Annotated in this window: 11 protein-coding genes; 9 read left to right on the forward strand and 2 right to left on the reverse strand. The window is 61.6% G+C overall.

What is annotated here, in order from left to right:
* Positions 1 to 68: 68 nt before the first annotated feature.
* Positions 69 to 2,669, forward strand: a complete 2,601-nt coding sequence (gene ccsA / locus ACYU70_RS10540; RefSeq protein WP_342295913.1) for a cytochrome c biogenesis protein CcsA — start codon at positions 69 to 71, stop codon at positions 2,667 to 2,669.
* A 350-nt stretch (positions 2,670 to 3,019) separates the two neighbouring features.
* Here ccsA and ACYU70_RS10545 read toward each other — a convergent pair whose 3' ends face one another.
* A complete protein-coding gene (locus ACYU70_RS10545) occupies positions 3,020 to 6,646 on the reverse strand; it encodes a T9SS type A sorting domain-containing protein (RefSeq protein WP_342295911.1) in 3,627 nt (1,208 codons plus the stop codon).
* 242 nt (positions 6,647 to 6,888) lie between these two features.
* Between ACYU70_RS10545 and ACYU70_RS10550 the strand changes: the two genes are divergently transcribed.
* The 8 genes from ACYU70_RS10550 (at position 6,889) to pruA (ending at position 13,263) form a co-directional block, all read left to right on the forward strand.
* Positions 6,889 to 7,683 carry a Rossmann-like and DUF2520 domain-containing protein gene (locus ACYU70_RS10550; RefSeq protein ID WP_342295909.1) on the forward strand — a complete coding sequence of 265 codons (795 nt, stop codon included), beginning with the start codon at positions 6,889 to 6,891 and terminating at the stop codon, positions 7,681 to 7,683.
* Between the two features lie 70 nt (positions 7,684 to 7,753).
* Positions 7,754 to 8,089: a 2Fe-2S iron-sulfur cluster-binding protein gene (locus tag ACYU70_RS10555; protein WP_342295907.1), complete on the forward strand. Its 336-nt coding sequence runs from the start codon at positions 7,754 to 7,756 to the stop codon at positions 8,087 to 8,089.
* Positions 8,090 to 8,223: 134 nt separating this feature from the next.
* Entirely contained in the window at positions 8,224 to 8,460 is a 237-nt protein-coding gene (gene iscX, locus ACYU70_RS10560) for a Fe-S cluster assembly protein IscX (protein WP_342295906.1), read from the forward strand.
* A gap of 147 nt (positions 8,461 to 8,607) precedes the next feature.
* Positions 8,608 to 8,802, forward strand: coding sequence for a cold-shock protein (locus tag ACYU70_RS10565; RefSeq protein ID WP_168673555.1), 195 nt, complete (start codon positions 8,608 to 8,610; stop codon positions 8,800 to 8,802).
* 154 nt (positions 8,803 to 8,956) lie between these two features.
* Complete coding sequence (locus ACYU70_RS10570; RefSeq protein WP_342295903.1) at positions 8,957 to 9,895, forward strand: geranylgeranylglycerol-phosphate geranylgeranyltransferase; 939 nt, start codon at positions 8,957 to 8,959, stop codon at positions 9,893 to 9,895.
* Between the two features lie 162 nt (positions 9,896 to 10,057).
* Complete coding sequence (locus tag ACYU70_RS10575) at positions 10,058 to 10,750, forward strand: YjjG family noncanonical pyrimidine nucleotidase (RefSeq protein ID WP_342295901.1); 693 nt, start codon at positions 10,058 to 10,060, stop codon at positions 10,748 to 10,750.
* A gap of 154 nt (positions 10,751 to 10,904) precedes the next feature.
* Complete coding sequence (locus ACYU70_RS10580; RefSeq protein WP_342295900.1) at positions 10,905 to 11,453, forward strand: nucleoside/nucleotide kinase family protein; 549 nt, start codon at positions 10,905 to 10,907, stop codon at positions 11,451 to 11,453.
* A gap of 145 nt (positions 11,454 to 11,598) precedes the next feature.
* Positions 11,599 to 13,263, forward strand: coding sequence for an L-glutamate gamma-semialdehyde dehydrogenase (gene pruA / locus ACYU70_RS10585; protein ID WP_342295898.1), 1,665 nt, complete (start codon positions 11,599 to 11,601; stop codon positions 13,261 to 13,263).
* A 46-nt stretch (positions 13,264 to 13,309) separates the two neighbouring features.
* On the opposite strand, the gene ACYU70_RS10590 is transcribed toward pruA, so the two are convergent.
* A complete protein-coding gene (locus ACYU70_RS10590) occupies positions 13,310 to 13,921 on the reverse strand; it encodes a Uma2 family endonuclease (protein WP_342295897.1) in 612 nt (203 codons plus the stop codon).
* Between the last annotated feature and the right edge of the window lie 16 nt (positions 13,922 to 13,937).

The following is a 13,937-nucleotide window of genomic DNA, read 5'->3' on the forward strand; positions in this document are numbered from 1 at the left end:
CGACCACTTGTTATTAAGCCTCCCGGCTCCGGCGGCGCGGCCGTAAATTTGCCCGATATTCTTTGCTTATGAACTTATTAGTAGGACAAATCGGCCACCTCAGCGTCATTCTCGCGTTTGCGGCGGCGTTGGTGGCGGCGTATAGCTATTTCCAGGCCTCGCGGGGGCGGGCGCTGGGCGAGGAAGATGCCAGCTGGTTGCGGCTGGGGCGCGGGGCATTTTTTGTGCACGGCGCGGCCATTGTGTCGGTGATTGTTTGCTTGTTCAACATCATTCACGCGCACCGCTACGAGTATTATTACGCCTGGAGCCACAGCTCCAATCACCTGCCGGTGCAGTACATGATTTCCTGTTTCTGGGAAGGCCAGGAGGGCTCGTTTCTGCTCTGGATTTTCTGGCAGGTAGTGCTGGGCTTCTGCATCATGAAGTTTAATCGCAAGTGGGAAGCGCCCGTGATGGCCGTGTTCAGCGGCGTACAGCTGTTTTTGGTGAGCATGATTATCGGCGTAGTAATTGGCGGCGTGCGGATTGGCTCCTCCCCTTTCATCCTGCTGCGCGAGTTCCTGACCGACCTGCCGGTGTGGAAGATGAACCCCAACTTCGTGCCCAAGGACGGCACCGGCCTCAACGCCCTGCTCCAGAACTACTGGATGGTGATTCACCCACCCACCCTATTTCTGGGCTTTGCCCTGACCCTGGTTCCTTTCGCTTTCGCCATTGCCGCGCTCTGGAAAAAGGAGCTGACGGCCTGGGTGAAACCGGCTTTGCCCTGGACGCTCATCGGCGGCGGGGTGCTGGGCGTGGGTGTGGTAATGGGCGCTTATTGGGCCTATGAGACGCTGAATTTCGGCGGCTACTGGAACTGGGACCCGGTGGAAAACGCCGTGTACATTCCGTGGCTGGTGCTGGTGGCCTCGCTGCACGGCCTGGTGCTGTGGCAGAAGCGCCGCACCGGCCTGCGCACCGCGTTTGCGCTGGTTATTGCCACGTTTGTGCTGATTCTTTACGCCACGTTCCTGACGCGGAGCGGGGTGCTGGGCAATGCCTCGGTGCACTCGTTTACGGATTTGGGCTTGTCGGGGCAGCTGTTTATTTACCTGGCGGCCTTTACGGTGCTGGCGGTGGCGCTGCTGGTGTGGCGCTGGAAGGAGATTCCGATTTCGGCCAAAGAGCTGAATGCTTACAACCCCGAGCTGTGGGTGTTTGTGGGCGCGACGGTGCTGTGCCTGGGCGCGTTCCAGGTGCTGTTTACAACCAGCATTCCGGTGTATAACTCCTTTATGGGGCTGCTGGGCATCAAGACCAACGTGGCCCTGCCGGCCGACCAGATTGCGCACTACTCCAAGCTGCAATTGTGGATGGGCGTGGGCGTGGCGCTGCTTTCGGGCATTGCCCAGATTATGTGGTGGCAGCGCAATACCAAGGAAACGCTCATCAATTCCCTCACCGCGCCTACGCTGCTGGCTTTGCTGGGCACGGCGCTGGTGGTGCTGCTGGTGCGCTATAATGGCCTCACGATTTCGCCGGCTTATGTGGTGCTGACGCTGGCGGGGCTGTTTGGGGTACTGGCCAATTTCGGCACCATCTTCACGCTGCTGCGGCGGGGGGTGCGGCTCTCGGGCGGCGCGGTGGCCCATTTGGGCATTGCCTTGATGCTGCTGGGGGTGCTGGCGTCGTCGGGGTATTCGAGCATTATTTCGCGCAATGTGTCGGGGCTGCTGTATTCGCGGGAGTTTACCGAGGATTTGAACCGCGACAACGTGCTGCTGTGGCGCAACGAAACCGCGCCCATGCACGGCTACCAGCTCACTTACACGGGGCAGTATTTTGAGGTGCCGGGCGTGCCGGGCTACGTGGACAAGCAGTTCCTGTACCGCACCGATGACGACTACAAGGCCGTGGCCCGCGCGCCGATTACGGTGGATAGCAAGGTCTATTACAAGACCGGCGACACGGTAAATATCCTGCCGGAAAACACCTATTACCGCATCAATTACAAGGACCAGAAGTCGGGCGAGCAGTTTACGCTGTACCCGCGGGCGCAGGTGAACGAGGAGATGGGCGGCCTGCTGGCCTCGCCGGCCATCAAGAAATTCTGGGGGCATGACATTTATACCCACATCAGCTCGGTGCTGGACCCGCGCAAGGAGAAGCCCTGGAGCGAGGCCAAGCAGTCGGTGCTGAGCGTGGGCGATACCATTTTCCTCAACGACTACTTCGCCGTGTTCCGGGCGGTGGAAGCGGCGCACGAAACGGCCGGCCTCAACCTGCAAAAGGGCGATTTGGCCTTGCAGGCCGACATGATTGTGTACGGCGAGAAGCGGCAGTACCACGTTCACCCCGTGTTTGTGGTGCGCAACCGCATGGTGGGCAGCCTGCCCGACGAGGCCGAAGACCTGGGGGTGCGCATCACCTTCGATGCCGTGGACCCGGCCAAGGGCAAGTTCACCTTCGGGGTGAGCACCACGCAGAAGGACTACGTCATCCTCAAGGCCATGGAAAAGCCGTTTATCAACCTGCTCTGGAGCGGCACGCTGCTCATGGCCCTCGGCTTCGGCTTGAGCGTGCGGCAGCGCGGCGGCAAGGGCGTGCTGGCCGATACCTCGGCCGAAGCGGAGGCCCCGGCCGAGGCCAGTGGGCAGGCCGTGCGGCCCCAGCCGGTGGGCTAAAACTTCCCATTACAACAATCAAAAAGCCCTTACTGCTTGCAGTAAGGGCTTTTTGATTGTTGTGCATGACTATTATAGCACTGCTAACTCGTTTTTCAGAGATGGTAATTGAGTTACCAAACCTGATAAGGCCTTTTCCGACTCTGGAAAAGAAGTTACCAGCTTCGGAAACTTCTTTTCCAGAGTCGGAAATCGAGTTATTACCCTTAGATAATTCTTCTCCAGAGCTAGTAATAAAGTTTCCAACACCGATAACACCTTTCCAGCCTCCTGGAATCTTCCCTGATGAAGCACAAAAAAAGGGCCGCCCAATGGGCAGCCCTTTTGCCGAAGTCAAGCGAAGCCGAAGCTTACTTCACAATCGAAATCTGCTGCTGGGTGTACTCCTCGCCGTTGCGGACTTTGATGGAGTAGATGCCCGAAGCGAGCGAGGACAGGTTCACGCTGTTGCTGAAGTTATCCTTGGCCGAGCCCGTGTAGACGCGCTGGCCGAGCATGTTGGTTACTTCCACGGCCATGGCCTGCTTGGCGTTGGCACCGTGGATTTCGAGGTTGAACACGCCCGTGGTAGAGGGGTTCGGGAACACGCTCACGGCGCGTTTCAGGGCCTCCGAGGTAGCCAGCGGGCCGGCCGAGATGGTGAGGTCATCGATGGCCAGGAAGCCTTGGTTGGCCTGGCTGATGGCGTGGAAGCCCACGTAGAAGTTGCCAGCCGTGGCGGGCGTGATGTCGAGCACTGCCGGGGTGCTGGCGTTGCGGGCCAGCACGTAGGTAGCGCTGGTCATGTTGGGGTTGTTGTAAATCAGGTTGGTCTGGCCGGCGGGGGTAGCGGCAGCGCCATACTTCACTTCCAGGCCTTCGGTGTAGCCACCGGTAGCCACGCGGTAGTAGAACGACAAGCGGTAGGCCTGCGAGGTGGCCATGGTCAGGGCCGGCGTGAAGAACCAGTCGTTGGCGGCTACCGTGGGCGTGGGGCCCTGGTTGTTGTAGGAGTACACCATGGCGTTGGGGGCCGAGCGGGCCACGCTGGTGGTGGCGGGGTCGGTCACGGTGCTGGTGGCGCGCCAGGTGAAGCCGTCGTTGTTGCTATCCGTGACGGTGATGCCGCAGGGCAGCGTCTGGCCAGCCACGATGGCGTCGAAGTTCTGAGTGTAGGGGAAAGCCGCGATGGTGGGCGGCGTGCAGGCCGTGGTCACGCGAACCGGGCCGCCCAGGCCGCTTTGCGACGTAGCGCTGCAAATGGTCTGGATGTAGAAGTCGTAGGTGCTGCTCGGCGACAGGCCGGCCAGCGTGTAGGTGGTGCCGGTGAAGGTGGGCGAGGTGGTGCTACCTGCACCGCCGGGCGTGAAGCCGGGGGCACCGTACACAATCTGGTAGCCGGTGGCAGTAGCCGCGGCCGTGAACGAGAACGAAGCCGACGTGGGCGTGCTGCCCGTGAGCGTCAGGCCCGTGGGCGTGGGGCAGGAGTTGGGCACGGAGGTTTCGGCCCCGAACGGCAGTTTGTAGCCATCTAGCGCGGTGCTGACCAGCGTGGGGGCGGCCGGCGTGGTAGCCGAGCCTCGGTAGAAGGTATTGGGACGCGTCGGGGTCTCGTTCTGCACCCCAAACGGGTAGAACTGAAGCGTCGTGCTGGTCGAAGCCGTTTGGGCCATGCCAATGAGCACGTCGCCGGCAGGCACCGTTACGGGCGAGCTAAACGTGAAGGTGTGTTGCACATCGATGTCGGCCGCCGTGATAACATAATCGGGCGTACGGCCCAGCAGCACGCCGGTCGTTGCGTTTACTACAACGCCGTACACACTCTCGCCCACCGATGTTTTCGACGTGGCGCTGGCACCCGCCGAGCTCACCAGGGCACTAATGGCCGTGATGCTGCGGGGGTCGTTTAGGGTGATTTTAGCTGCGTAGTAGCTGTTGGCCCCGGCCGAGAATACGCCATTGCCGCTAGCGGCATTGGGCGTTTCGAACGAGATGCGCGTCGCGCTGGTAGCCATTGCCTGGGCCACCGAGTTGTTGCCGTTGTTGTCGTCGCTGGGGACGGTCACGGTCACGGTGTTCTGGCCCACGTTGGTCAGGCTGATGTTGGTAAACGTCACCACCCCGGTGCTGCTGACGGGCAACGAAGTCAGCGTCTGCGTTTGGGTGAAGGTATTGGCTCCGCTGATGGTCAGCGTCACGACCGTGGGGGTCGTCACGGCGGCGATACCGGCGTTGCGGACCACGGCCCGGATGCTGAACGGATTGCTCACGGGCACCGCGATAGAGCCGTAGCCCTGAATCTCGTTCACGGCAATGTCGTTGGTGGCCGGGGCAGCGGTTGTGGCTCCGAAGGGGAATTTGTAGTTGGAGGTGGTGGCGGCGGCCAACGCAGCCGCCGGCGTACCACCGGCCGTCGAGCCGGAGTAATAGGTATTCAGGCGGTTCGGGTCCTCAATCTGCACGCCGAAGGGGTAAAAGGGCAGTGCGCCGGTGGGCGCGGCCTGCGCCATGCCAATCAGCACATCGCCGGCCGGCACCGTGGCGGGAGCCGTGAGGGTAAAGGTGTGGAAGGTATTGACATCGGCGGCGGTGATGACGTAGTTGGCCGAGCGGGCCAGCAGCGTACCAGTCGTGGCATCAATGACCACCCCGTAGACGCTTTGGCCGACGGACTCGGACGACGTGGCCGAGGCGCTGGCGCCGCTAACCAGCGCCCTTACCGCCGTGATGCTGCGGGGGACGCTCAGCGTGATTTTCGAGGCATAGTACCCATCGGCTCCGGCGCTGAACACGTTGTTGCCACTGGCCGCGCCCGGCGTAGCCAGCGAGATGGTGGTGGCGCTGGTTTCCATGGGCTGCGAAATCGAGTTGTTGCCGCTGTAGCCGTCGTTGGGGAGTGCCGTCGTGAGGGTGACAGTGTTCTGGCCCACGTTGGGCAGGCTGATGCCCGAGAACGTGGCCACGCCCGACGCGCCCACGGCTAGGGCCGCTACGTTCACCGTCTGGGTGTAGGTGTTGGCCCCGCTGATGGTCAGCGTGACGGGGGTAGCGGCGGCCAGGGCGGTGTTGCCGGCGTTGCGCACCACCCCGCGCAGGGTGAAGGGGTTGCTGGCCGGTGTGATAACCGAGGCATAGCCCTGGATGGCCGATGCCGCGGCATCATTGGCCACCTGAATGGAGAAGCGGTAGGTGCGGCCCAGGTCGGGCACCACGGTGCCACGGAAATTGTGCCCGTTGCCGGTGTAGGGGCCAGCGCTGAACGCGGTGCCCGACCACGGCGTGGCCGAAGGCTTCACGCCCAGAATGGCCGAAGCAGCGTCGGTGCCTTTCAGGCCCACAATGCCAAATTTGGCGACGTCGGCGCTGGCGGCACCCGGCGTAGCCGTGCCGTACACGAAATCAATCTGGTTGCTGGTTTCATACAGCTTCACCTGGAAGGAGAAGTTGGCGTACTGCGTGCCGATTGCGGCCGACGAGGCCGAAGCCGGCCGGGCCTTATCCGACACGTTTTTCCACTGAATGGTGCACACGCGGTTGGGGGCCGTGCCGGTGGTTGATACCCGGTACTCGGTGCCGCCGGCCGAGCCAGCGGTCAGGTCCTGGTTGAAGGCCAGCAGCAGGTTCGTATCCGCGCCATCTACCGGACCATTGACGGTGCTCTGGCCGCCGTCGGTGTACTGCGCCCCGGTAGGTGCCGCGGTGCCGAGCTTGATGAACCCGTTCGTGTTCAGCACGAAATCGGTAAAGGCCGCGCCGTTGTAGCTAAAGCTGAAACCAATGGGCGTGGCGGCCGAGTTGGCATCGTCCGTATTAGCCGTGGCAATGGCCGTGCCGGTGGTGCCCAGGTCGGTGTAAGTACCGGGGCTGTTCACAACGTTGCCGGCCGAGTATGGCAGCTGGGCGTGGGCCGTGCCCACAGCGCCCAGCGCGAATAGCGCGGCCAGTGCAACGTGCCGCAGGCGCACAGTTGGCCCCGGGCGATTGTATTGGTGGTTCATTGAGAAGAGGGAGTAAAATGGGTGAATAAGAAGATTATAAAGTTGAGCAAACGCGCTGAACTGACCGTTGCGCAAGTCGCCTTACGGGCCGGACGGTAGCTTTGGGGGTACAAGTTGCTAAACTTTGGGCACAAATCCGTGAGCACGCCTCTTTTTGCCACTACCTCAACCCTTGCAGCGGTGGATGTTCGATGGTCAACCGTTTACCCCATTCTATCATTATTATATTTCATCATTAATTAATGACAAAAACCCCGCCTGCTTCTCTGCGCATCGGCCTGTTTGGCACCGGCCGCGTGGCCAGTCAGCTGGCCCCGGCGCTGGTAGCCGCCGGCCACCAGCTCGCCTTCGTGTGGAGCCGCACGGCCGCCGCGGCTACCGCTCTGGCCGCCACGCTCCCCGGCACCCCGGCGCTGGCCACCTTGGCTCCGCCCCTGCCCCCCGCCGATGTGTACCTGCTGGCCGTGCCCGATGCCGCCGTGGAGCCGCTGCTCGCCAGCATCCAATGGCCCGAGGGTGCCTTGGTTGCGCACCTGGCAGGCGCGTTGCCGCTATCCGTATTTGCCGCGCAGCCCGCCGTGCGTGGCGGCGTGCTCTACCCGCTCCAGACCTTCAGCCCGGGCCGGGCCATTGATTGGCCCGCCGTGCCGCTGTGCATTGAGGCCGCCACGTCGGATGCCGAAGCCACTTTGCTGGCCCTGGCCGAAAGCCTCAGCCGGCACGTGCTGCGGCTCGACTCGGCCCAACGGCTCAAGCTGCACGTAGCGGCCGTGTTTGCCAACAATTTCACCAACCACCTGTTGGGCATTGCCGATGCCTTGCTGGCCGAGGCCGCCCTGTCACCGGAATTGTTGGCCCCGCTGGTGCGCGAAACCTTGGACAAAGCCCTAGCCAACCCGCCCTTTACGGTGCAAACCGGGCCGGCCGTGCGGCACGACGCACCCACGCTGGCCGCCCACCACGCGGCGCTGGCGGCGCACCCGGCCTGGCAGGCGCTGTATGCGCAGCTCACGGCCAGCATCCAGGCGCAGCTTTGATGCCGGGGCCGGGAGGAGTACCTTTGCGGCGGCAAATGCCGCGTATTATTCGACTTATTTGATTCCTGTTTTGTCTGTTTCCGCCACCACCATCACCTTCCAGTTCAACGACGGCCAGCCGGCCCAAACCCACGTGGCGGCCTCCGGCGAATCGGTGCTCGACGTGGCGCTGAACAACGGCATTCAGCTCCAGCACAACTGCGGGGGCGTGTGCGGGTGCAGCACCTGCCACATCTACATCAACGCCGGCGGCGACGACCTGCCCGAAATTTCCGACAAGGAGGAAGACTTCATTGACCGCGCCGAAAACCCGCGCATCAATTCGCGCCTAGCCTGCCAGTGCGTAGTGGAGAAGGACATGCAGCTCGTCGTCACCATCCCGCCCCAGCACTTCCTCGGGCACTAGGGTTTGAATTATGAGTTTTGAATTATGAATTATGAATTGCTGCTCTGCGCAATTTATAGTTGGTAGTTACTTGTTGAAACTCGTTTTTCCGCCACCAATTCATAACTCAAAATTCATAATTCATAATTAAACAGATGGCCCATTTCGAGCCGCCCATGCACTGGGCCGACCACGAGGATATTGCCATGGCGCTCTACGAGAAGTTCGGCGACGACTTCACGGAGGCCAAAATCTACCGCATCCGCTTCACCGAGCTGATTGAGTGGGTGCTGAGCCTGGACAACTTCGACGGTACCCGCGAACAGTCTACCGAAGGCCATCTGGAGCAAATCCAGGCCAAGTGGGTGTACGAGTGGCGCGATAACCAATAGCCGAACTACGGTCGAGCCTAAGCCGACGGCCCGCCAACCCCGCGCTGGCTTCCCGCGTAAGCGGTTTTGAAATGGCGCTCTAATGCCGTTTCAGGCCTTTCCGCAGCCTTTACCCGGGCGGTTTTTTTCCCCTTTTTGTTTTTTTGCATGAAAACCGGCATCATCAAATTTTTCAACGAAGCCAAAGGCTATGGCTTCGTGACCGACGACCAAACGAAAGAAGACTTTTTCGTACACGTAACGGGCCTGAACGGGACCACAGTGCAACAAAATGACCGGGTAGAATTTGAAACCCAGGAAGGCCGCAAAGGCATCAATGCCGTGAACGTGCGCAAAATCTGAGCTTGAAAACTCCATGATGGCTGCCCCCGCGCCATCGCAAAAGCCTCTCCCGCCACGGAGAGGCTTTTTTGTGCCCATCGCGCGCGCCAGCCACGCAGGCAGCCCGCCACTTCTGCCGACCTTTGCACTTCGCCCCTGCCCCGCGCTGCTACCGATGAACCCGCTGCCCCCCAAGCCGCCTGCGCCTGCCCTGCCCCCGCCGCCCCCCGCAGAGCGGCTGCGCACGGCCCTGCCCACGCTGGTGCGCTGGCCCAACCTGCTCATTATGCTGCTGTGCCTGGCCCTGGTGCGGGCCGGCCTGCTGCTGCCCGAGCTGCCCCTGCGCGAGTCGCTGCTCAACCGGCGATTCGGGCTGCTGGTGTGGGCGGCGCTGCTGGTGGCGGCGGCCGGCTACATCATCAACGACTATTACGACGTAAAAATCGACGCCATCAACCGGCCCGACCGGCTGGTGATTGGCCGCGTGGTGAACCGGCGCATGGCCATGCTGGCCCACATGGTGCTCAGCGGCGTGGGCGTGCTGGTGGCGGGCTGGCTGCACCCGGTGCTGGGCCTCGTCACGCTGGGCACGGCCCTGCTGCTGTGGGGCTATTCGGCGCGCTTCAAGCGGGTGGCGCTGGTGGGCAACCTCAGCATTGCCACCCTCACGGCGGCGCTGGTGCTGCTGCCCGAACTGCAACTACAGTTGGAGCGCCACGATGGCCACAGCGTGGTGTGGCCCTACGCGCTGGCCGCCTTCCTGCTCACGATGGTGCGCGAAATCGTGAAGGATGTGGAAGACATGCGCGGCGATGCCCAGCACGGCTGCCGCACGCTGCCGCTGGTGTGGGGCGTGGCCCGCACCAAGTGGATAGCGGGCTTTTTCCTGGCGAGTCTGGCGCTGCTCACGCTGGGGGCCACGGGCCGGCTGCTGCTGGGCGGGCACTGGCCGCTGGGCCTGTGGCTGCTGGTGTTGGTGCTGCTGCCGATGGCTCAATTGACCCGCCTGCTCATCCGGGCCGACCGGCGGCGGCACTTTCGCCACCTGAGCACGTTCTGCAAGGGCATCATGCTGGCCGGCGTGCTGAGCATGGCCCTGGCCGGCTCGCTGTGATGTGCACCAGCGATAAAAAGAACGTCATGCAGAGCGCAGCGAAGCATCTTGCCCGCTTCGTTGTTTCGATTGAATTACTGCTGCGGTCAAGATGCTTCGACTGCGCGGACGCCAGATGAACATGACGCACCAGGCTGTTAAATGTTAATTGATAACTGTTAAATGAAATATCGCCACCTCTTCTTCGACCTCGACCACACGCTGTGGGACTTCGAAAAAAACGCCAACGAAACCCTGCACACGCTCTACGAGCGGCACGATTTCGCCCGCTACGGCACCTTCACGGTAGACCAGTTTATCAGCGTCTACAGCGACATCAACCATGCCCTCTGGCGTTTATACCAAAGCAATAAAATCACCCAAAGCCAGCTGCGCGAGGTGCGTTTCAGCCGCACGCTGACGCGGCTGGGGCTGACCGAAGACCAGATTCCGGCCACCATCTCGGCCGAATTCACCGATATTCTGCCCCAGAAATCGGCCGTATTTCCCTTCACCCACGAGGTGCTCGACTACCTCAAGCCCAAGTACCGCCTGCACCTCATCACCAACGGCTTCAACGACGTGCAGGGCATCAAGCTGAACTCGTCGAACCTGACGCATTACTTCGAGGAGGTCATCACCTCCGAGGAAAGTGGCTGTCTCAAGCCCGACCCGCGCATGTTCGCCCACGCGTTGGAGCGCACCGGGGCCACCGCCGCCGAAAGCCTGATGATTGGCGACAACCTCGAATGCGATGTGCTGGGGGCCTACAACGCCGGCATCGACCAAGTGTATTTCAACCCCGATAAGCGGCGGCACTTCAACCAAATCACGCACGAAATCAGCTGCCTGAGCGAGCTGAAGGACATTTTGTAAGAGTCTTGAATAATTTAATAGAACGTCATGCTGAGCGCAGTCGAAGCATCTCTACCGCACAACGCAATCCAATCGACAGGATTAGTGCTGCGGTAGAGATGCTTCGACTGCGCTCAGCATGACGTTCTTTTTTATCCGTTACTCCTCCCACCCCATGGTACACCTCATTGGCCTTTCCGGCCGCCGGGGCAGCGGCAAAGACACCGTGGCCCGCATCCTGCAACAGCTCCAGCCCCAGCGCATCTGGCAGATTCGCTCCTTCGGCGACTCCATCAAGTCCGTCTGCGCCGCCCTCACGGGCGAGGCCGTGGCCCCCTACTACACCCAGGCAGGCAAGGCCGAGCTGGTGCCCACCTTCCACCGTACGCGGGGCGAAATGCTCCAGCAAGTGGGCCAGGCCCTGCGCGAGTGGGAGCCCCTGGTCTGGGTCGATGCCTTCTTCGCCGCCCTGCCGCCCGAGGCCTTCGTGCTGGTGCCCGACGTGCGCTTCGCCAACGAGGCCGACCCCATCCGCGCCCGCGGCGGCCTCATGCTGCGCGTGGAAGGAGACCCGCTGCACCAGCGCGGCGACGGCACCCGCGACGACAACCACCCCAGCGAAACGGCCATGGACGACTACCCGCACTTCGATTTCACCCTCCACAACACCGGCTCTTTAGAAGACCTCACGCGGCAAGTGCGTGAGTTGCTGGGGCGGCTGTAGTATAGCTTTCCCGCAGTGAGCGCATTGTTGTTTTACGAGCCATACCAGAACAGCACTGCGACCACCGCGTTTACCACTGCGCCCACTGCGGGAAATTCGTCTCCCTACCTTTGCCCCAAGCCCACCTCAAAAACTCCTTCTAACTATGGCCACCGGCTTTTTCAACGTCCCCGTCCCCATCAACGAACCCGTCAAAGGCTACGCCCCCGGCTCGAAAGAGAAGCTGGAGCTTCAGCAAGAGCTCAAGCGCCTGCGCGGGCTGGAGCTGGATATCCCCATGCACATCGGCGGCGAGCAGGTTCGCACCGGCGACCTGCGCCGCATGAGCCCCCCGCACGACCACCAGCGCACCCTCGGCCACTTCCACTATGGCACCGCCGCCCACGTCACCCAGGCCATTGAGGCCGCCCTGGCCGCCCGCACCGCCTGGGCCGAGCTGCCCTGGGAGCACCGCGCCGCCATCTTCCTCAAAGCCGCCGACCTGCTGGCCGGTCCCTACCGCGCCCGCATCAACGCGGCCACCATGCTGGCCCAGAGCAAAAACGCCTTCCAGGCCGAAATCGACGCCGCCTGCGAACTGATTGACTTTTTCCGCTTCAACGTCCACTTCATGCGCCAGGTCTACGAGCAGCAGCCCGAGAGCCTGCCCGGCATGTGGAACCGACTGGAGCAGCGCCCCCTCGAAGGCTTCGTGTTCGCCCTCACGCCCTTCAACTTCACCTCCATCGCCGCCAACCTGCCCTCCTCGGCGGCCATGATGGGCAACGTAGTGGTGTGGAAACCCGCCGATACGCAGGTCTACTCCGCTCAGGTATTGATGGAACTGTTCGAGGAAGCCGGCGTACCCGCCGGTGTTATCAACCTGATTTACGCCGACGGCCCCGTAGTGGGCGACGTGGTGTTCAAGCACCCCGACTTCGCCGGCATCCACTTCACCGGCTCCACCAAAGTCTTCCAGACTATCTGGCAGGAAATCGGCCAGAACATCCACCGCTACAAATCCTACCCCCGCATCGTGGGCGAAACCGGCGGCAAAGACTTCATAGTGGCCCACAAAACGGCCCACGCCAAAGCCGTAGCGGTCGGCATCTCGCGCGGCGCGTTCGAGTACCAGGGCCAGAAATGCTCCGCCGCCTCCCGCGTCTACCTCCCCAGCAACCTCGCCGATGAAATCCTCGGCTACGTGAAAGAAGACCTCGCCTCCTTCAAAATGGGCGACGTGGAAGACTTCTCGAACTTCATCAACGCCGTCATCAGCGAGGTTTCCTTCGATAAGCTCGCCAAGTACATCGACGGTGCCAAAGCCGACCCGAACGCCGAAATCATCGCCGGCGGCGGCTACGACAAGTCGAAAGGCTACTTCATCGAGCCCACCGTCATCCTCGCCAAAGACCCGAAATACATCACCATGTGCGACGAGCTGTTCGGCCCCGTCGTCACCGTCTACGTCTACGACGCCGACAAATTCGAGGAAACCCTGGAGCTGGTCGACACCACCTCGCCCTACGCCCTCACCGGCGCCATCTTCTCGCAGGACCGTTACGCCATCGACCTCGCCTCGAAGAAGCTGACGCACGCCGCCGGCAACTTCTACATCAACGACAAGCCCACCGGCGCAGTAGTAGGCCAGCAGCCCTTCGGCGGCGCCCGCGCCTCCGGCACCAACGACAAAGCCGGCTCCATCCTGAACCTGCTGCGTTGGGTATCCCCCCGCGCCATCAAGGAAACCTTCGTGCCCGTCACCGATTACCGCTACCCCTTCCTCGGCTCCGCGCCCGCCGAGGATTTGAACCGCGACAAAGGCCTGTAAGCCGAAATAAAAAACGGCCCGCATCGAGTGATGCGGGCCGTTTTTGTTAATCTAATTCGCTTTTAGCTTCCGGGCCAGGGTAAATAGTCATTTGCACCACGCCAGTATCCTCATAAACATCCTGGACCCGAAGCGTGAGGCTCAACTCCGGAAAATAAATTTCATCCGTAAACTGAGCCAGCGGCGTGAACGACCACACCCCACTTTCTTCCCGCCGGTACCATTCTACCAGACAGGTTTTCTGCGAAACCAGCAAGTAGTGCCGCAACGATGGCAGCGCCTTATAACGGTCAAACTTCCAGCTGCGGTCGCGGGTTTCGGTCGATTTAGACAACACCTCAATCAGCAAAACCGGCGCTTCGATGGTGCGTTCCGCCGCCAAATCAGTCACTGAGCAGGTCACCGCAACATCGGGGTAGCTGTAGTACCGCCCTTTCTCCACCGCCAGTTGTACACCTTCAAAGAATATCCCGCATTTTTTACCTCGCAACCCAATCCGCAAGGCAAAAACGCAGTTACCAATCAGCCTGTTGTGTCGGATAGACCCACCGGACATCGCAAACACTTTGCCCTCGAAAAACTCGTGGCGCACGTCGCTCCGCGCTTCGAGGGCCATGTATTCTTCCACGGTGTATAATCGTTGCCGTTCCTGTTCCATAAGTTGCTGCCTGATA

The organism is Hymenobacter segetis (assembly GCF_054776495.1).